This is a genomic window from Halopenitus malekzadehii, from assembly GCF_900108505.1.
GTDB classification, from domain to species: Archaea; Halobacteriota; Halobacteria; order Halobacteriales; family Haloferacaceae; genus Halopenitus; species Halopenitus malekzadehii.
Genome location: NZ_FNWU01000002.1, coordinates 314,677 through 331,727 on the forward strand (window position 1 = coordinate 314,677; position 17,051 = coordinate 331,727).

Below are 17,051 nucleotides of genomic sequence, written 5' to 3' on the forward strand. Positions count from 1 at the left end.
GACCAATGAGTAGCAAGACGAATCCACAACTACAGAACCTCATCGCCGACCTCAAGTCGGCATCCCGCGACGCCGACGCCGCGGTCTGGCAGGACGTCGCGGATCGGCTCGAAAAGCCACGGCGCACGCACGCTGAGGTCAACCTGGGGCGCATCGAGCGCTACGCCCAGGAAGACGAGACGGTCGTCGTCCCCGGCAAGGTGCTGGGCAGCGGTGTGCTCGAAAAGAACGTCACCGTCGCCGCCGTCGACTTCTCGGGAACGGCCCGACGAAAGATCGACCAGGCCGGCGATGCGGTGTCGCTTGCACAGTTCGTCGAAGAGAACCCCGCCGGATCGAACGTTCGGGTGATCCGATGAGTCTCGCCGAGTTCGACGCGGACGTCGTCGTTGACGCCCGCGACTGCATCCTCGGTCGCGTCTCATCCATCGTTGCCCAGCGCGCGCTCGACGGCGAGCGCGTCGCCGTGGTCAACGCTGAACACGCGGTGATCACCGGCAACGAGGAGGACACGATGGACACCTACCACACGCGTGCGAACCTCGGCTCCGACAGCGGGCCCTACTACCCGAAGCGTCCCGACCGGATCTTCAAGCGAACGATCCGAGGGATGGTTCCGTACAAGAAGAAAAACGGCCGCGAGGCCTTCGAGAACGTCCGCGTGTACGTCGGCAACCCCTACGAGCGCGACGACGACCACGAGGCGACCGTTCTCGATGGAACCTCGCTTGACCGCCTGTCGAACATCAAGTTCACGACGCTCGGGGACGTCTCCGAGAGTCTGGGTGCTAACGTCACATGGTAACCAACACATCTGGCAAGAAGAAGACGGCCGTCGCCCGCGCAACCGTGCGCGATGGTGAGGGTCGCGTACGAATCAACTCCCAGCCGGTCGAGCTGGTCGACCCGGAACAGGCCCGCCTCAAGATGCTCGAACCGTTCCGCATCGCCGGCGAGGACCTCCGCGACCAGGTCGACATCGACGTCACTGTCGACGGTGGCGGGTTCAGCGGCCAGGCGGACGCCACGCGAACGGCGATCGCCCGCGGGCTGGTGCAACACCTCGGTGACGCGGAGCTTCGCGACGCCTACATGAACTTCGACCGGACGCTGCTCGTCAACGACGTCCGACAGTCCGAACCCAAAAAATGGGGCGGACCCGGTGCACGCGCCCGGTACCAGAAGTCCTACCGCTGAGGTGATCCATCCATGATGATCCCTGTCCGGTGTTTCACGTGCGGCAACGTCGTCGGTGAACACTGGGACGAGTTCAAAGCGCGCGCCCGTGAGGGCGATGAGGACCCCGGCGAGGTCCTCGACGACCTCGGTGTCGACCGCCACTGCTGCCGGCGGATGATGGTCAGTCACACCGATCTCGTCGACGTCGTCTCGCCGTACCAGTAACATATGTCAACGAACCACAACCGCTACGAGAAGGCGCGTATCCTCGGTGCACGGGCGCTACAGGTATCCTACGGCGCGCCAGTGCTGATCGACACCGACGAGACGCAGCCGATTCTCGTCGCCGCCGAGGAGTACGACGCCGGCGTGCTCCCGTTCACGGTCCGGCGGGAGGAGGCGTAGTGACCCGCATCACGTCCGTCTCGCTGCGTCGCGTGCTCGACTCCCGGGGGAACCCGACGGTCGAGGCCGACGTGCTGACCGAATCCGGCGGGTTCGGACGTGCTGCGGCACCCTCGGGCGCCTCGACCGGCGAGTACGAGGCGGTCGAGCGGCCGCCGGCGGAGGCGATCGCCGCCGCCCGTGAACACGCGGTGCCCCGACTCGAGGGCGCCTACGCGGGCGATCAGCGCGCGGTCGACGCCGCGCTGCGTGCGGCCGACGGGACCGAGGACTTCTCCGCGATCGGGGCCAACTCGGCGGTCGCGATCTCGATGGCCGCTGCCAAGGCGGCCGCGGACGTCATCGGTGCGCCGCTGTACCAGCACCTCGGCGGTGCGTTCCGCGGCGAGAACTTCCCGATCCCGCTCGGGAACGTGATCGGTGGCGGCGAACACGCCGCCGACGCGACCCACATTCAGGAGTTCCTCGCCGCCCCGACCGGCGCGCCGAGCGTCTCGGAGGCGGTCTTCGCGAACGCGGCGGTCCACGACGCGGTCGCGGAGATCCTCGCCGATCGGGGCGTTCCCGCGGCGAAGGGTGACGAGGGCGCCTGGGCGCCGTCAATAGACGACGCCGAAGCCTTCGAGGTGATGGCGACGGCGACGGAGCGCGTCGAAGAGGACGTCGGCTTCACGGTCCGGTTCGGCCTCGATATGGCCGGCGCGGAACTGTACGATGCCGACGCCGAGGCATACGTCTACGGCGACCGGACCCGATCGCCGGACGACCAGGTCGCGTACGTCGCCGAACTCGTCACGGAGTACGACCTCGCGTACGTCGAGGACCCCCTCGACGAGGACGACTACGACCGGTTCGCCGAACTCACCGACCGAGTGGGCGACCGGACGCTGATCTGCGGGGACGACCTGTTCGTCACGAACGTCGACCGACTCCGAACGGGGATCGAGACGGGCGCCGGAAACAGCATCCTGATCAAGCCGAACCAGATCGGGACGCTCTCCGACGCCGTCGACGCCGTCGAGCTGGCGGTCCGAAACGGCTACGACCCCGTCATCTCTCACCGCTCCGGCGAGACCGAGGACACGACGATCGCCCACCTGGCCGTCGCCACCGACGCCCCGTACATCAAGACGGGGACTGTCGGCGGCGAGCGGACGGCGAAGCTCAACGAACTGATCCGCATCGCCGAGGACGCGGTGTGATGCCGAACCGACATCCAACGACACCCACCACCCACTCATGACTGAGGACAACGACACGGTCGAACTCGACGCGGACACGGACGCCACGGCGGACGACGCCGCGGCGGACGACGCCGACCTCGAGGACGCGGCCGACACGACAGCCGAACAGCCAGACGACGCGGCGGACGCCGCGGAAGCGGCCGACGCGGAAGCAGCCGATGCCGACGCCGAGGCGGACGAGGAGCCCCGCTTCGACGACGACGTGATGCCCGACGAGGACGCCGACCTGCTCATCCCGGTCGAGGAGTATCTCGGCGCCGGGGTCCACATCGGGACCCAACAGAAGACGAAGGATATGGAGCGGTTCATCCACCGCGTCCGCGACGACGGCCTCTACGTGCTCGACGTCTCGAAGACGGACGAGCGCATCCGCGTGGCCGCCGACTTCCTGTCGGGGTACGCCCCCGAGCAGGTGCTCGTCACCTCCTCGCGACAGTACGGCCGCTTCCCGGCCGAGAAGTTCGCCGACGCGATCGGCGCCCGCGCCCGGACCGGCCGCTTCATCCCGGGGACGCTGACGAACCCCGATTACGCCGGCTACATCGAGCCGGACGTCCTGGTCGTCACGGACCCGATCGGCGACGCCCAGGCCGTCAAGGAGGCCATCACCGTCGGGATCCCCGTGATCGCGATGTGTGACTCCAACAACCAGCTGTCGAACGTCGACCTGGCCATCCCGACGAACAACAAGGGTCGCCGCGCGCTCTCGGTCGTCTACTGGCTGCTCGCCAACGAGACGCTCGACCGCCGCGGCGCCGACACGGTCTACGCCCTCGAGGACTTCGAGGCGGACCTGTAGCTGTCCGAAGATTTCCTTTCGGTTCCGTTCGTCACCGTCGACACGTGTCTCGACCGATGAGCGGCTGCGTCGGCAGAACGATGGGACGGCGACGCCCGTCCGCCCGGGATCACCGTCCGCGACATCGGTGCCGTCGACGTCGCCGACCGCAAGCCACGGTGAGCGGCGGACGGGATCGTCGACGTGTCGGACGCGTTGCGTCCATTCCCCAGTTCCCCCGGTGACCGCCCGAACGGGTCGGACCGTCACCTCACCCGTTCTCCGGGTGGCGGGTATATAAGAACCAGCCCGTTGACTCGCGATCACACGGCATCGTCGTTCCGCGATCGGCTCGGTGGGCGGATCCGATATGCGCCCACAAGCGCAACGCCTGTTATCGCTGAACCAGTGAGGTGGAGTATGACCGTCTGTAGCGCACCGGGGAAGGTGTACCTCTTCGGCGAGCACGCCGTGGTCTACGGGGAACCGGCGGTGCCGTGTGCGATCGAGCGCCGCGCCCGCGTGACCGCCGAGCCGCGCAGCGACGACCACGTTCGCGTCGAGGCCGAGGACCTCTCGCTCGACGGCTTCACCGTGGAGTACGACGGCGCCGTCGGCGACCACCCCGACGTGGACGTCGAGCGATCGCTGCTCGATGCGGCGATGGGATACATCGATGCCGCCGTCTCACAGGCACGCGAGGCGGCCGGGGAACCGGACGCGGGCTTCGACATCGCCGTCGAGAGCGACATTCCCCTCGGGGCGGGGCTTGGATCCTCGGCCGCGGTCGTCGTCGCGGGGATCGACGCGGCCACGCGCGCGCTCGGAGAACCGTTATCGCCGCGGGAACTTGCCGATCGAGCCTACCGCGCGGAGTACGACGTCCAGGACGGGCAGGCGTCGCGGGCGGACACGTTCTGTTCGGCGATGGGCGGCGCGGTGCGCGTCGAGGGCGACGACTGTGAACGGATCAAGACGCCGAACCTCCCGTTCGTCGTCGGCTTCGACGGCGGCGCCGGCGACACCGGCGCGCTCGTGGCGGGCGTCAGAGAGCTCAAGGCGGAGTACGACTTCGCCGCCGACACGGTGACGTCGATCGGCGACATCGTCCGCGAGGGCGAACGGATCCTGGAGACCGCGGATCCCGACGCGGAGCCCGAGTCCGAGCTCCTCGCGGAGCTCGGCGACCTGATGAACTTCAACCACGGGCTGCTGTCGGCGCTCGGCGTCTCCGCGCGCTCGCTCGATTCGATGGTCTGGGCGGCACGCGACGCCGGCGCCCACGGCGCGAAGCTGACGGGGGCCGGCGGGGGCGGGTGCATCGTGGCGCTGGACCCGACGCCGGAGACGGAGACGGCGCTGTCGTTCACACAGGGATGTGCCGACGCGTTCCGGGCCGAACTGGCGACCGAGGGCGTTCGCGTGGAGGCGCCGTGATGACGGGTGAGACGGTCGTCTGCAAGCTCGGCGGCAGCGTGATCACCGAGAAGGATCGGTCCGAGACGCTCGATGCGCCCGCGCTCGATGCTGCCTGCGACGCGATCGCCGGGGTGCTGGCGGACGACGCCATCGACCGACTCGTCGTCGTTCACGGTGGCGGGAGCTTCGGCCACCATCACGCCAGCGCACACGGGATGACCACGACCGCGGGGACCCATAACGTCGACGCCGTGATGGACGTTCACGGCGCGATGACGACGCTCAACCGGTTCGTCCTCGACCGGCTGCACGAACGGAACGTTCCGGCGCTTCCAGTCCACCCGCTATCGGTCGGCGCACGGACGGGCGGGCCGGACGGGGAGCTGACGCTGCCGTCGGAGCCCGCCGCGACGCTGCTTGCGGAGGGGTTTGTTCCGGTGTTACACGGTGACGGGGTCGCCACCGCGAGCGAGGGCGTGACGGTGATCTCGGGCGACGAACTGGTCGTCGAGCTGGCTGCCGACATCGATGCGGACCGGGTCGGCCTCTGTTCGACGGTTCCCGGCGTCCTCGACGGCGACGGTGACGTGGTTCCCCGGATCGACGCCTTCGAAGACGTCGCCGACCTGCTCGGCGCGAGCGAGTCGACGGACGTCTCGGGCGGGATGGCGGCGAAGGTCGAGGAGCTGCTCGGGCTCGGATCGCCGGCGTTCATCTTCGGCCCGGACGACCTCGAGGGATTTCTGCGAGGCGACTCGCCCGGGACGCGGATCGGGTAGGGACGGCCGCTCTCCGTGTCGCGGTCACTCGGTCGCGTCGATCGCTTGCTCGAGCAACCTCGTCGCGCGGTCATACAGGGCGTCGGCGTCCGCATCGGTCCGCGCCTGAGCGGTCAGCCGGATCAGCGGCTGCGTGCCGGAGGCGCGAACGAGCATCCAGCCGTCGTCGGTCTCGATGCGGACGCCGTCGAGAGTGCTCCGGGCGTCGGGCGGGAACTCCTCGGCCGCCAGCGCCTCAACGGCCGTCATCACGGCCGTCTTTCCGGTAACCTCGCGGTTTCCGCGCCGGATCGGGTACGAGGGGAGCTCCGCGACCCGTTCGGCGAGGGAGCGTTCGGCGGCAAGCGACGCGATCCGAACCGCCGCGAGCGGGCCGTCCGGACACAGCGTCTCGGACGGGAAGATCCAGGCGCCGGAGGGCTCACCACCGAAGACAACTCCGTCCGTTGCGGCACGTTCGGCGACGGCGACGTCCCCGACGCGGGTTCTGACGAGTTCGGCACCGACGTCGGCGAGCGCGTCGTCGACCGCGAGGCTCGTGTTGAGCGGCGCGGCGACGGTGGGATGATCGATGCCCTCGGCGCCGGTACCCGCATCGGCCACGGCGGCGCGCGCGAGCAGCGCAAGCAGCGTGTCACCCTCGAGGAACCGCCCGTCGTCCGCGACCGCCATCATTCGGTCGGCGTCGCCGTCGTGAGCGATCCCGAGGTCGGCGTCGGTTTCAGCCACGTGCGTTCGAAGCGACGCGCACGTCTCGGCGGTCGGCTCGCTGGGCCGACCCGGGAACCGACCGTCCCGCTGGCCGTTGAGCGTCTCGACGGCCGCGCCGAGTTCGACGAGGGCGTCGGCGGTGACTCGCCCGGCCCCGTTTCCCAGGTCGACGACGACGCGAGTTCCCGAAAGCGGGGCGGCCGACCGCTGGTCATCACCCGCTTCCGCCCCGCGGTCAGCGGACGCAGCCAGCGCTCGCCGCCCGGCTGCCACGATCGCAGCCCGGTGGCTGGCGGTCGCGGAGCGCTCGAAGACGTCGCCGAACCCGTGACGCCGACCGTGGTCGTTCGGGTCGGCCGGCTCGAAGGCGTCGGACCGAACGCGGTCGGCGATCCGGTCCTGATCGTCGGCGTCGAACGCCTGACCGGAGGGCGTCCAGAGTTTGAAACCGTTGTCCGCGGGCGGATTGTGCGAGGCAGTGACGACGACGCCGGCATCCGCGCCGGCGCCGGAAACCGCTCGGGCGATCGTCGGCGTCGCGGCGACGCCGACGTCAAGGACGTCGGTCCCCGATTCGACCAGTCCCGCAGCGAGCGCGTCGACGAACGCCCGCCCGGAATCGCGGACGTCGCGACCCACGACGACGGCGTCGGTTTCCATCCCGAGCGCACGGCCGATCGAAACCGCGAGGGCTGCCGTGATCTCCTCCCCGACCGGACCGCGAACGCCGCTCGTTCCGAACATACCGTCGGGTGGCGGAGACGGCCTAAAAGCGATCGGGTCACGTCCGTCGGCGGCGACGGCGGCAACCGTGGCGGGCGACGGCAACCGTGGCGGGCGGTGGCTGATGGACGGGCCCGCCCGCGGGCCGGATCCTCACGTGACACAACCCTTATTCGCCCGACACGCCTTCCCTGGGGTATGGACGAATCCGGCGTACGCGATCTCCTTCGGTCGGTGACCGACCCCGACCTGGACGGTGACATCGTCTCCCTCGGGCTCGTGAACGACGTGACGGTGCGGGAGGACGGTACGACCGTCAGCGTCTCGCTTGCCCTCGGCGCACCCTACTCGTCGACCGAGACGGCGATCGCCGAGGAGGTTCGATCGACGCTGTCGGATGCCGGCCTCGAGCCGGAGCTATCGGCGCGGATCCCGACCGCGGTCACGCCGGACGAGCAGGTCCTTCCAAAGGTAAAAAACGTCATCGCGGTCGCCTCCGGCAAGGGCGGCGTCGGGAAGTCGACGATGGCGGTCAACATCGCGGCCGGCCTCTCGGATAGGGGTGCAAGCGTTGGCCTCTTCGACGCCGACGTCTACGGGCCGAACGTGCCGCGGATGGTCGGCGCCGAAACGCCGCCGCGGACCGACGGCGAGACGATCGTGCCCCCCGAACAGTACGGGATGCGCGTGATGAGTATGGACTTTCTCACCGGCGAGGACGACCCCGTCATCTGGCGCGGGCCGATGGTCCACAAGATCATCACCCAGCTCGTCGAGGACGTCGACTGGGGCGAACTCGACTACCTCGTGCTGGACCTGCCACCGGGGACCGGCGACACGCAGCTGACGATCCTTCAAACGCTACCGTTGACCGGCGCGGTGATCGTGACGACGCCGGAGGAGGTGGCGCTCGATGACGCGGTCAAGGGCCTTCGAATGTTCGGGAAACACGACACGAACGTGCTCGGCGTGGCGGAGAACATGGCCGGGTTCCGGTGTCCGGACTGCGGGAGCGTCCACGACGTCTTCGGCGAGGGTGGCGGCGAACGGCTCGCCGCCGAACACGACCTGCCGTTCCTCGGCGGCGTTCCCCTCGACCCGGCCGTTCGAACCGGCGGCGACGGCGGGGAACCGATCGTGTTGGACGAGGGGGAGACGGCCGACGCGTTCGCGGCCATCAGCGAGGCCGTCGCGAACAACGCCGGCATCGTCCGCCGTCGGCGGGCAAGCGACCAGCCCTGAGGATGACTGACGACGAAGACCGGGAAACGGGGGACGACAAAGACCGGGAAACGGGGGACGACAAAGACCGGGAAACGGGGGACGGGGATCGAGGGATCGACGCCGCCGGGATGGCTGGATCCGGCGTGATCCTCGACGGCGACGCCGAAACCCGGCGGGCACTCCGAGCGATCGCGGAGGACGTCCGCGGGGAGAGCTCGGAGAGCCAGCAGGTCGCGGCGATCCTCTATCGGGTCTCGGACCTGTACGACCCAGCCGAGGACACCTCGCCGGAGGCGATCTATCGGAACGTCAGGCAGATTATGCGCGTCAAAGCTCGGGGCGGCCTGGACCGCTGACCCTGCGGACTCGAGCCGGACGAATTCGGCCCGACGAGTTCCGGATCACCGCATCGAGCGGAACGTAACGACTATGCCACCCGATCGCGAAACCGGGGTATGGACTGGCCACACGACCCCGACGGCGAGGAGGGGAGCGAGGGCAAGCGGAAGTACGGCCACGCGGTCCTCGCGAAGAAGATCGACGAGGAGGAGGACTTCCCGCTGTCCGCCGCCGAGTACGTCGAACAGTACGGCGACCACCCGGTTCGGATCGACTACGAGACCGTCGTCTCCGTCGAGGAGATCTTCGATCACGTCGATCAGGAGGAGTTCGCGGACTTCATCGAGTTCCACCAGGAACTCGGCCGGGCGATGCGCGAGGCGGGATACTGGTTCTACGAGGGTTCCGATCAGTTCGTCAGGTCCCGGGCATAACGGCCGTCAACAGCCGGTTCGATCATCGACCGAGAAACTAGAACGCGACACGGCATAACTGTACTGGAGACAGGTTTTACACCTTCCCGTCCGATCTAGTGGTATGAACAGTGATACCAGTACACGTGATCTGATGCACCGGGAGTTTCCGGGCGTCAGCGAATCGGACACGCTGGACGAGGCCGCAACACTGCTGGTCTCCGAGTCGGCCGACTGTCTCGTGGTCGTTCGTGGCGAGGAGCCCGTCGGGTGTCTGTCCCTTCGCGATGCGCTTGCAGCGGTGATCGACGGCTCCGAACCGGCGACGACGACCGTCGGAGACGCGATGAGCCGGTCGACGCCGACGATCGACGCCGGCGAGCCGATCGACGTCGCCGAGGAGCGATTGGTCGCCGAAGGCACGAGCCGGCTGATCGTGACCGACGGGGAGCGTGCGGTCGGGCTCCTCACCGAACACGACGTCCTCGCTGCGCGGCCAGCACAGCGGCTCGAGGAGGCGAGCGCCGGGGCGGGTACGAACGGGGCTCGGCGGACGAGCGCTTCGGAGCCGGCCGCCGAGCGAGCGACCGCCGAGGAACCAACCCAGAGCATCTGTGAGGTCTGTGGTTCCCTGGCTGCGACTCTTGAGACCCACAACGGCCAGCTGGTGTGTGCTGACTGCCAGGAAGTCTAGTTGGCCGGCGGGACCCGATCCGGATGGGAACGACCGATCGTCCGATCGACGACTCGAAGAGAATCGAAAATCCCGGATCGCCACGGACCACGCGTGTTTCGCATTGTACCGGATATTTATTACCTAGTGCGTTGTTGTACCGAACCGATATGACGCGTACAATTCGACGACGTGACGTGCTCTCCGGCGCGGCCGGCCTCAGCATCGTTTCCATCGCGGGCTGTTCCGGGAACGGAAACGGCGGCGGCAACGGCAATGGCGGCGGGAACGGAAACGGTGACGGGAACGGCGGTGGCAACGGAAACGACGGCGGCAACGGAGACGGCGCGGTCCCGACGATTGACTACGGGGTTCTAATGCCCGAAACCGGCGATCTCGGGAGCCTCGGCGGTCCGATCCGTGACGGCGCACTGTTGCCCGCCCATCAGCTCGAAGGTGAAACCGGATTCACCGTCGACACTGACACGGGCGACACGCAAACGAACCCGCAGACGGGGATCTCGGAGGCGAACAGCCTCGTCAATGCGGGCATCCCCGCCGTCGTGGGACCTGCAGCATCCAACGTCAACCTCCAGGTCGCACAGCAGATCTACATTCCGAACCAGATCGTCGGGATCTCGCCGGCCTCCACCGCACCGGCGGTGACCGACCTCGAGGACGACGACTACGTCTTTCGAACGTGTCCATCCGACGCGCTGCAGGGACCGGTGCTCGCGGATCTCGCCGTCGATCGGTTCGAGGCGTCGACGGTCGGCACGCTCTATCTCAACGACAACTACGGACAGGCGCTCGAGGACGAGTTCGTCTCCGCCTTCCAGGACAACGACGGGCAGGCGGTCAACCGCGTCTCCTTCGAGCCCGAACAGGCGTCCTACTCCTCACAGATCAGCGAGGCGCTCAACGACAACCCGGACGTGTTGATGATCGTCGGGTTCCCGCAGTCGGGGATCACGCTGTTCCGCGACTTCTACAACGAGTACGCGAGCGATTACGACGTTCCGATCCTCGTCACCGACGGGCTCAACGACTCGACGCTCCCCGAGGAGGTCGGCAATCCGATGAACAACGTCTGGGGGACCTCTCCGGGATCCACCGGTCCCGGCAACGATCGGTTCACCGAGCTGTACCAGGACCAGTACGACCTCGAACCCGGCGTGTTCAACGCTCACGCCTACGACGCCGCCGCCGTGATCATCCTCGCGAGCGCCGCGTCCGACACGGACGACCCGACCGGAACCGACGTCCGTGACTCCCTCCGAGCGGTCGCCAACCCCGACGGCACGGAGGTGACGCCGGAGAACCTCGCGGAGGGCGTCGAGATGGCTGCCGCCGGCGAGGCGATCAACTACCAGGGCGCGTCCTCACAGGTGAACTTCGACGATAACGGCGACATGCAGGCGGTCTCGTACAACGTCTTCCGGTACCAGGACGGGGACGTCGTGAACGTCGAGACGATCGATGTCGAGTAGGGCGGCCGGAGACCACCCACGCCGGACTATCCACCCAGGAACTGCTGGCGGACTTCCTCGTCCGCCAACAGCCGGGTACCGGCATCGGTGTACGCGTTCTGCCCCTGCGTCAGGACGTAGCCGCGGTCACAGCGCCGCAGCGCCTCCGTGGCGTTCTGTTCGACCATCAGGACCGCGGTTCCGTTCTCGTTGATCTCGTCGATCCGATCGAACATGTCGTCGACGAGGTCCGGCGCGAGCCCGGCGGAGGGCTCGTCCAACAACAGGAGGTCGGGATCGAGCATCAGGGCACGTCCCATCGCGACCATCTGTCGTTGGCCACCCGACATCGTCCCCGCCTTTTGATCGCGTCGGTCACGGAGGACGGGGAACCGGTCATACACCGCCTCGATCCGTGATTCGGGGACCGTATCCAGAATGTACGCACCCATCTCGAGGTTCTCGCGGACGGTCAAGCCGTCGAAGACGTTGTTCGACTGTGGGACGTAGCTGATCCCCTTGTGGATGATTCGTTCGGGCGGCAGTTCGTGGATCGGTTCGGACTCGAAGGAGATCGTCCCGCCGAGATACGTCGTCAACCCGAAGACGGTCTTCATCACGGTCGATTTGCCGGCGCCGTTCGGGCCGACGATCGTCACGTACTCGCCGTCGCCGACGTCCAGATCGATCCCCGAGAGGATCTGGAGCTCGCCGTATCCGGCATCGAGATCGCGAACACGAAGGATCGCGTCATCGGGGGCGCCAACGTCGGCGTCCGTTCGCGTTTCGTCGGCGCCAGCGTCCCGCGTTCGGTCGACCGGCTCGGGATCGCTCATTCGGAACTCCCTCCGAGGTACGCGTCGATGACCTGCTCGTTCGATCTGATCTCCGTCGGTGGCCCCTCCGCCAACAGCGATCCCTGGTGCATAACGATGACGTGTTCACAGTGGTCCATAATCACGTCCATATCGTGTTCGACGAGCAGGAACGTGTACCCCTGATCGCGGAGGTCGTGGATCCGATCGAGCAACTTCTCCTCGAGGGTCGGGTTCACCCCCGCAAGCGGTTCATCGAGCAACAGGAGGTCCGGATCCGTCATCAGCGCACGCGCCATCTCCAGCAGTTTCCGTTGCCCGCCGGATAACGCTCCGGCCTTCTGACGGGCGAGGTGGTCGATCTCGAAGAACTCGAGAGTCTCCCAGACGCGCTCGCGAAGCTCGCGTTCCTGGTCGATCACGGACCCGCGGGCGCCGGGCATCACCGACCGCCACAGCTGCTCGCCGACCTGGTCGGTCGGCGCGAGCATCAGGTTCTCGAGGACCGTCATCTCCGGCAGCTCGCGAGCGATCTGGAACGTCCGGACCAGTCCGCGGGTCGCGATCTGGTCCGGCCGGAAGCCGGTCACGTCCGCGCCGTTGAACCGAACGGATCCCGAGTCGGGCTCGAGCGCACCCGCGATACAGTCGAACGTGGTCGATTTGCCGGCTCCGTTCGGGCCGATCAATCCGGTGATGGTGCCGGCCTCGACCGCGAAGCTCACGTCGTCGACGGCCACGATGCCGCCGAAGGTCTTCCGGAGGTTTCGAACCTGCAGGGGGACGTCCGGCGGCGTCTCCGCGGCCTCCCGTTCGACCCGTGAATCCTGCGTTTCGGGCGCTGTAGACGCGTTTTCCTCGGAGGCGGCGTTCGTCGTGCCCGCCGCGTCCGCGATGGTGGCCGCGTCCGCATCGACGGCCGGTTCCACACCGACGTCATCGGTCTCCTCGCCGGCGTCGGCATCCTTACTCATCCCCGTCACCCCCGGTCTCTCCACCGTGGTCAGCAGCAGCCGTCGTGTCGGGTCGGGAGGTGGGTTCCTCCCCTGACCGTGCGGCCGGGGCGTTTCCCTCGGGACGGACGCCGAGGTCGATCGCCGCGGCGGTTTCGGTTCGATGGCCGAGAACGCCCTCTGGCCGACGTTGCATAATCACGATCAGGACGACGCCGAGGAGCACGAACTGGAGCGCACTGATGTTCTCGAGGGCGTACGCCAGGAACGGAATCGGATCGAGCCCGAACAGCGGCCCGACGGCGCCGGCGAACGTCGCCGGAGCGCTTCCCAGGTCCATCGCGTTCTGGACGATGCCGCCGAACTGTCGCGGGCCCTCGAACAGCAATCCGACGAACAGGATGGCCCCGACGATGCTCCCAGTGTTCGATCCCGACCCACCGATGATGACCGCGACGAAGACGTAGAACGTGACGATCGGCCGGAACGAGTTCGGATTCACGTAGCCGTACGACCCCTGCCAGAGGATCCCGCCGAGCCCCATCAGCGCACAGCCCACGATGAACACCTTGATCTTGAAGAGCCGGGTGTCCTTGCCGAGCGACTGTGCCACGAGCTCGTCGTCCCGGATCGCCTTGAGAACGCGGCCGAACGGCGAGGCACCAACCCGCGAGAGCAGCCAATAGACGCCGACGACGAAGGCGACGACGACGAGCGTGTAGGCGGCATCGACCACGATCGATCGTCGTATCCCGGCTCCGGTCAGCACCGTAAGCAGCGCCTCGCCGGCACCGCCGTCGAACAGCGCGTCCGTCGGACGGGCGGGGAGGTTGAGTCCGGACCCGCCGCCCGTTCCGAATCCGAACGTCGAGACGGTCCAACTCGACAGCTGGCTCGAGTTCATCGTCAAGCGGATGATCTCCGAGAGTCCCAGCGTCACGATCGCGAGGTAGTCGGCCTCGAGCCGGAGCGCCGGGAGCGCGGCGATCAACCCGACGAGTCCCGCGGCGATCATCCCACCGAGGACCCCGACCGGAAGCGGAAGTCCGAGCCCCATTCCGGACGTGGCGTCCGGCGGCGTCGAGAGCAGACCCATCGTGTAGACGCCGACCGCCATAAATCCAGCAACGCCGATGTTGAACAGGCCGGTGTATCCCCAATGAAGGTTCAACGCGAGCGCAAGCACCGCGTAGGAGGCAGCGAAGAACGTGAGCAGCCGGAGGGTACTGGCGATCGCATTGATCGTGTTCGTCGTGAGCTCGAAGTCGTTGGCGACGAGCACGAACAGCGTAAACAGCCCGTATATCGAGGCGAGCGTGGCGAGAACGATCGCGAGATCGTGTCCGCCGAACGCCCGAGCGATCGCCTCACGGAGGACATCGGCGACCGATTCGGGCCCCGCCGATACATCGTCGGCGTCGCCGCCGACGCTACCGCTGCTGTCGGCGCTACCGCCGCCATCCGGACGGGGACCGTCACGTATGCGGTCCTCGCCGCTCATGCGGTCGTCACCCCACTGAAGAGCCCCTCCGGACGATACAACAGCACGATGACCATGATCAGGAACGCCGCTGCGGCGTTGAAATCGCCGGAGATCCACACGAGCGAGACCTCGTGCACGAGCCCGATGACGAGCCCGCCCGCGATCGCGCCGTAGATCGATCCGATCCCGCCGAGGATGACGGCGGCAAAGATGAACAGCAGGAGGAACCAGCCGATGTTGAACTCGATGGTTCCGCGCTCGAGCACGTACAGGTATCCCGCGACGCCGGCCAACGCGCCGCCGAGGATCCAGGTCGCGGTGACGACCCGTTCGGTCGGGATGCCGGTCACGAGCGCGAGGTCCTTGTTGTCGGCCATCGCCCGCATCGCGGTCCCCAGTTTCGTTCGCTGTAGAAGCAAGTGCATTCCTCCCATCAGGACGAGCGCGACGACGAACAGCGTCAGCTCGTGGAGGTTGACGCTGACGCCTGCGATCGTGGTTCGAACGCCGTCGGTGGCCGTCACGCCGCGGCTTCGGGAGCCGAAGACGAACTGTACGACGTACCGTAACCCGAGCGCGACGCCGATGCTGGCGATGAGCAGCGCGATCCCGCCGCGGTCACGCATCGGTCGGTAGACGACCCGATCGATCGCGACGGTTACGAGCACCGTCGCGACGGCCGCGACGACGACACCGATCGCGATGGCAAGCGGTGCCTGGATGATCGAGGCCCCGATCTCGTTGGGGCTCGGGCCGCTGGCCGCCCGCACGAGGAGAAGCGTTCCCGCTTCGGCGAGTCCCCATCCCGAGACCAGCAGCGCCGCCCCCCAGCCGGTGAACGCGCCCGTCGTGATGAGGTCACCGTGTGAGAAGTTCGCGAAGTTGAGAATGCTGTACGTCATCGAGAGTCCGATCCCGGCAAGCCCGAAGATGAGTCCGACGATCACGCCGTTCCAGACCAGCCCGCCGAACTGCGCGACCGACATCGATCCACCGAAGGTACGGCCCGCGGCAAGCGGTATCTCGACGCCAGCGAGGCGAGCACCGATGTCCAAAACGAGAAGGATCCCCACGAGCCACGCGAGCAGAAGCGGAAGAGACCGGGAGCCCCGACCCCGATCGAGGAGTTTAGTAGCGCCCATGCGTTAGGTTCACACGATTGTGGGAGCGGCGAACATAAATAACTCTTCGCTCTGACCCCCGAATCCCGAATGCACTCACGCCAACCGTCGCCGACCCGGAGGAACGATCACGCCACGTCGATCCCGCCGTGCCGTGAGTGGGTCGTCCGGAGACGCCTCGGATCCACGGCCCGGATCGAACGATGACCGGATCGAAAGCGGGATCGACGAACGGGGACGAGTCCTCCGACTCGATCGTCGCCGCGACGATGACCGACCTCGATGTGCTCGTCGATCTCTGGGTCGAACTCGCCGCCCACCAGCGCGGTGAGGGCTCCCACCTCCGGGCAGCCCCCAACGAGCCGGTCGTTCGGACCGTCCTCGCCGACCACATCGTCGCGGACGAAGCGTTCCTCGCGAGGGCGACGCCCGAGGGCGCGCCGGTCGGATTCATCACGGTCTCCCGCGAACACGGGCCCTTCGAGCAGGACGTCGATCGGGGATTCGTGGACGCGTTGTTCGTTCGCCCCGACGACCGCGGACGCGGTATCGGGTCACGACTGCTCGACCGGGGGGAGGAACGGCTCGCCACGATGGGGGTAGAGACCGTCGCGCTCGAGGTGTTGGCGAGCAACGTCGACGCGCGTCGGCTGTATCGCCGTCACGGATACCAGCCACACCGGGTCGAACTCGAAAAGGATCTGTCCGACCGGTGATGGCGCTCCCCGTCGATCGAACGAACGGCCGGCCGAATCAGGCGACGACGCCGCCCGACCGGATCGAAAACCGATACTGACTCAAAGGAGGGTCGACAATCCGGACCCGTGCCAGGGGAGCATGGGCGGTTCATGCACTCGACTTGTAATCGAGACTTCCGGGGTTCAAATCCCTGCCCTGGCTTCGTTCGGTGCACGTTCGTCACGCCCTGCGATTCGTCCCCCCTCCTGACGACCCGTTCGACGCATTGGCCCCGGTTCGTGAAGTCTCCCCCGAGATCGGCGCCGTCGCTGCCCGGCGTTTCGGTTCGGTTGAACGCGGAACAGATCCGTTCGACCTTACAGCCGACCGACGTTCTCGACTGAGACGGACTCGACGCCCTCGACGCCGCTGAACGCCTCCTCGACGGCCTCCGTGCCGCCCGCATCGTCGGGGACGATCACGGTCGGCAGCAGCGCGACGAGACCGAAGGCGACGTCGTCGCGTTCGAACCCGCGGATCTTCGCGCCCTGGGGCAGCGAGTCCTCGAGCAGCTCCTGGAGCTCGTCGAGGTCGACCTCGGGGCTGTTCGGCATTACCTTGACCTTGGCTGCGACGTCACCCATC

21 protein-coding genes and 1 tRNA gene are annotated in these 17,051 nt (G+C 67.4%); 16 read left to right on the forward strand and 6 right to left on the reverse strand.

Annotated features, from left to right (window positions below):
- The first annotated feature begins 5 nt into the window (after positions 1–5).
- The 9 genes from BLW38_RS06925 to BLW38_RS06965 all read left to right on the forward strand — a co-directional run bounded on the left by BLW38_RS06925 (position 6) and on the right by BLW38_RS06965 (position 5,804).
- Positions 6–359, forward strand: a complete 354-nt coding sequence (locus BLW38_RS06925; RefSeq protein ID WP_092816307.1) for a 50S ribosomal protein L18e — start codon at positions 6–8, stop codon at positions 357–359.
- Positions 356–805, forward strand: a complete 450-nt coding sequence (locus tag BLW38_RS06930; protein ID WP_092816309.1) for a 50S ribosomal protein L13 — start codon at positions 356–358, stop codon at positions 803–805. The genes BLW38_RS06925 and BLW38_RS06930 overlap by 4 nt, the downstream gene beginning before the upstream one ends.
- Positions 799–1,197, forward strand: coding sequence for a 30S ribosomal protein S9 (locus tag BLW38_RS06935; protein ID WP_092816311.1), 399 nt, complete (start codon positions 799–801; stop codon positions 1,195–1,197). The genes BLW38_RS06930 and BLW38_RS06935 overlap by 7 nt, the downstream gene beginning before the upstream one ends.
- A gap of 12 nt (positions 1,198–1,209) precedes the next feature.
- Positions 1,210–1,404, forward strand: a complete 195-nt coding sequence (locus tag BLW38_RS06940; protein WP_039401999.1) for a DNA-directed RNA polymerase subunit N — start codon at positions 1,210–1,212, stop codon at positions 1,402–1,404.
- 3 nt (positions 1,405–1,407) lie between these two features.
- Entirely contained in the window at positions 1,408–1,584 is a 177-nt protein-coding gene (locus BLW38_RS06945; protein WP_092816313.1) for a DNA-directed RNA polymerase subunit K, read from the forward strand.
- A complete protein-coding gene (eno, locus tag BLW38_RS06950) occupies positions 1,584–2,786 on the forward strand; it encodes a phosphopyruvate hydratase (protein ID WP_092816315.1) in 1,203 nt (400 codons plus the stop codon). Before BLW38_RS06945 ends, eno begins: the two co-directional genes overlap by 1 nt.
- A gap of 37 nt (positions 2,787–2,823) precedes the next feature.
- Positions 2,824–3,627, forward strand: a complete 804-nt coding sequence (gene rpsB, locus BLW38_RS06955; RefSeq protein WP_092816317.1) for a 30S ribosomal protein S2 — start codon at positions 2,824–2,826, stop codon at positions 3,625–3,627.
- 399 nt (positions 3,628–4,026) lie between these two features.
- A complete protein-coding gene (gene mvk, locus BLW38_RS06960) occupies positions 4,027–5,043 on the forward strand; it encodes a mevalonate kinase (protein ID WP_092816319.1) in 1,017 nt (338 codons plus the stop codon).
- Entirely contained in the window at positions 5,043–5,804 is a 762-nt protein-coding gene (locus BLW38_RS06965; RefSeq protein WP_092816321.1) for an isopentenyl phosphate kinase, read from the forward strand. Before mvk ends, BLW38_RS06965 begins: the two co-directional genes overlap by 1 nt.
- A 24-nt stretch (positions 5,805–5,828) precedes the next feature.
- Here the strand turns inward: BLW38_RS06965 and BLW38_RS06970 are convergent, their stop codons facing one another.
- Complete coding sequence (locus tag BLW38_RS06970; RefSeq protein ID WP_092816323.1) at positions 5,829–7,259, reverse strand: phosphohexomutase domain-containing protein; 1,431 nt, start codon at positions 7,257–7,259, stop codon at positions 5,829–5,831.
- Positions 7,260–7,436: 177 nt separating this feature from the next.
- On the opposite strand from BLW38_RS06970, the gene BLW38_RS06975 reads away from it, so the two are divergent.
- From BLW38_RS06975 to BLW38_RS06995, 5 genes are all read left to right on the forward strand, one after another.
- The gene (locus tag BLW38_RS06975; protein ID WP_092816325.1) at positions 7,437–8,480 is read left to right on the forward strand and encodes an Mrp/NBP35 family ATP-binding protein; all 1,044 of its coding nucleotides are present in this window, start codon (positions 7,437–7,439) and stop codon (positions 8,478–8,480) included.
- Positions 8,481–8,482: 2 nt separating this feature from the next.
- On the forward strand, positions 8,483–8,818 hold the full coding sequence (locus BLW38_RS06980) for a hypothetical protein (RefSeq protein WP_092816327.1): 336 nt from the start codon (positions 8,483–8,485) through the stop codon (positions 8,816–8,818).
- A gap of 99 nt (positions 8,819–8,917) precedes the next feature.
- Complete coding sequence (locus BLW38_RS06985) at positions 8,918–9,235, forward strand: DUF5785 family protein (RefSeq protein ID WP_092816329.1); 318 nt, start codon at positions 8,918–8,920, stop codon at positions 9,233–9,235.
- Positions 9,236–9,338: 103 nt separating this feature from the next.
- Positions 9,339–9,908 carry a CBS domain-containing protein gene (locus BLW38_RS06990; RefSeq protein ID WP_092816331.1) on the forward strand — a complete coding sequence of 190 codons (570 nt, stop codon included), beginning with the start codon at positions 9,339–9,341 and terminating at the stop codon, positions 9,906–9,908.
- 149 nt (positions 9,909–10,057) lie between these two features.
- Complete coding sequence (locus BLW38_RS06995; protein ID WP_092816333.1) at positions 10,058–11,377, forward strand: ABC transporter substrate-binding protein; 1,320 nt, start codon at positions 10,058–10,060, stop codon at positions 11,375–11,377.
- A gap of 26 nt (positions 11,378–11,403) precedes the next feature.
- On the opposite strand, the gene BLW38_RS07000 is transcribed toward BLW38_RS06995, so the two are convergent.
- From BLW38_RS07000 to BLW38_RS07015, 4 genes are read right to left on the reverse strand one after another with little or no spacing between them, the layout of a single operon-like run.
- The gene (locus BLW38_RS07000) at positions 11,404–12,192 is read right to left on the reverse strand and encodes an ABC transporter ATP-binding protein (protein WP_092816335.1); all 789 of its coding nucleotides are present in this window, start codon (positions 12,190–12,192) and stop codon (positions 11,404–11,406) included.
- Complete coding sequence (locus BLW38_RS07005; protein WP_092816461.1) at positions 12,189–13,145, reverse strand: ABC transporter ATP-binding protein; 957 nt, start codon at positions 13,143–13,145, stop codon at positions 12,189–12,191. The genes BLW38_RS07000 and BLW38_RS07005 overlap by 4 nt, the downstream gene beginning before the upstream one ends.
- Positions 13,138–14,625 carry a branched-chain amino acid ABC transporter permease gene (locus tag BLW38_RS07010; protein ID WP_092816337.1) on the reverse strand — a complete coding sequence of 496 codons (1,488 nt, stop codon included), beginning with the start codon at positions 14,623–14,625 and terminating at the stop codon, positions 13,138–13,140. Before BLW38_RS07010 ends, BLW38_RS07005 begins: the two co-directional genes overlap by 8 nt.
- The gene (locus BLW38_RS07015) at positions 14,622–15,749 is read right to left on the reverse strand and encodes a branched-chain amino acid ABC transporter permease (RefSeq protein WP_092816339.1); all 1,128 of its coding nucleotides are present in this window, start codon (positions 15,747–15,749) and stop codon (positions 14,622–14,624) included. The genes BLW38_RS07010 and BLW38_RS07015 overlap by 4 nt, the downstream gene beginning before the upstream one ends.
- Positions 15,750–15,931: 182 nt before the next feature.
- Between BLW38_RS07015 and BLW38_RS07020 the strand changes: the two genes are divergently transcribed.
- Complete coding sequence (locus BLW38_RS07020) at positions 15,932–16,444, forward strand: GNAT family N-acetyltransferase (RefSeq protein ID WP_092816463.1); 513 nt, start codon at positions 15,932–15,934, stop codon at positions 16,442–16,444.
- Positions 16,445–16,554: 110 nt separating this feature from the next.
- Positions 16,555–16,628, forward strand: a tRNA-Thr gene (locus BLW38_RS07025).
- A 155-nt stretch (positions 16,629–16,783) separates the two neighbouring features.
- On the opposite strand, the gene BLW38_RS07030 is transcribed toward BLW38_RS07025, so the two are convergent.
- On the reverse strand, positions 16,784–17,050 hold the full coding sequence (locus tag BLW38_RS07030) for an elongation factor 1-beta (RefSeq protein ID WP_092816341.1): 267 nt from the start codon (positions 17,048–17,050) through the stop codon (positions 16,784–16,786).
- Position 17,051 lies beyond the last annotated feature (1 nt).

Bases quoted from the DNA above. Each gene is read 5' to 3' on its own strand.
- BLW38_RS06975 (WP_092816325.1), top strand. From the start codon at position 7,437: ATGGACGAATCCGGCGTACGCGATCTCCTTCGGTCGGTGACCGACCCC.
- BLW38_RS06980 (WP_092816327.1), top strand. From the start codon at position 8,483: ATGACTGACGACGAAGACCGGGAAACGGGGGACGACAAAGACCGGGAA.
- BLW38_RS06990 (WP_092816331.1), top strand. From the start codon at position 9,339: ATGAACAGTGATACCAGTACACGTGATCTGATGCACCGGGAGTTTCCG.
- BLW38_RS07020 (WP_092816463.1), top strand. From the start codon at position 15,932: ATGACCGGATCGAAAGCGGGATCGACGAACGGGGACGAGTCCTCCGAC.
- BLW38_RS06985 (WP_092816329.1), top strand. From the start codon at position 8,918: ATGGACTGGCCACACGACCCCGACGGCGAGGAGGGGAGCGAGGGCAAG.
- BLW38_RS06945 (WP_092816313.1), top strand. From the start codon at position 1,408: ATGTCAACGAACCACAACCGCTACGAGAAGGCGCGTATCCTCGGTGCA.
- BLW38_RS06930 (WP_092816309.1), top strand. From the start codon at position 356: ATGAGTCTCGCCGAGTTCGACGCGGACGTCGTCGTTGACGCCCGCGAC.
- BLW38_RS06940 (WP_039401999.1), top strand. From the start codon at position 1,210: ATGATGATCCCTGTCCGGTGTTTCACGTGCGGCAACGTCGTCGGTGAA.
- BLW38_RS07010 (WP_092816337.1), bottom strand. From the start codon at position 14,625: ATGAGCGGCGAGGACCGCATACGTGACGGTCCCCGTCCGGATGGCGGC.
- BLW38_RS06925 (WP_092816307.1), top strand. From the start codon at position 6: ATGAGTAGCAAGACGAATCCACAACTACAGAACCTCATCGCCGACCTC.
- BLW38_RS07015 (WP_092816339.1), bottom strand. From the start codon at position 15,749: ATGGGCGCTACTAAACTCCTCGATCGGGGTCGGGGCTCCCGGTCTCTT.
- rpsB (WP_092816317.1), top strand. From the start codon at position 2,824: ATGACTGAGGACAACGACACGGTCGAACTCGACGCGGACACGGACGCC.
- BLW38_RS06995 (WP_092816333.1), top strand. From the start codon at position 10,058: ATGACGCGTACAATTCGACGACGTGACGTGCTCTCCGGCGCGGCCGGC.
- BLW38_RS07000 (WP_092816335.1), bottom strand. From the start codon at position 12,192: ATGAGCGATCCCGAGCCGGTCGACCGAACGCGGGACGCTGGCGCCGAC.
- BLW38_RS07030 (WP_092816341.1), bottom strand. From the start codon at position 17,050: ATGGGTGACGTCGCAGCCAAGGTCAAGGTAATGCCGAACAGCCCCGAG.
- BLW38_RS07005 (WP_092816461.1), bottom strand. From the start codon at position 13,145: ATGAGTAAGGATGCCGACGCCGGCGAGGAGACCGATGACGTCGGTGTG.
- mvk (WP_092816319.1), top strand. From the start codon at position 4,027: ATGACCGTCTGTAGCGCACCGGGGAAGGTGTACCTCTTCGGCGAGCAC.
- BLW38_RS06970 (WP_092816323.1), bottom strand. From the start codon at position 7,259: ATGTTCGGAACGAGCGGCGTTCGCGGTCCGGTCGGGGAGGAGATCACG.
- BLW38_RS06965 (WP_092816321.1), top strand. From the start codon at position 5,043: ATGACGGGTGAGACGGTCGTCTGCAAGCTCGGCGGCAGCGTGATCACC.
- BLW38_RS06935 (WP_092816311.1), top strand. From the start codon at position 799: ATGGTAACCAACACATCTGGCAAGAAGAAGACGGCCGTCGCCCGCGCA.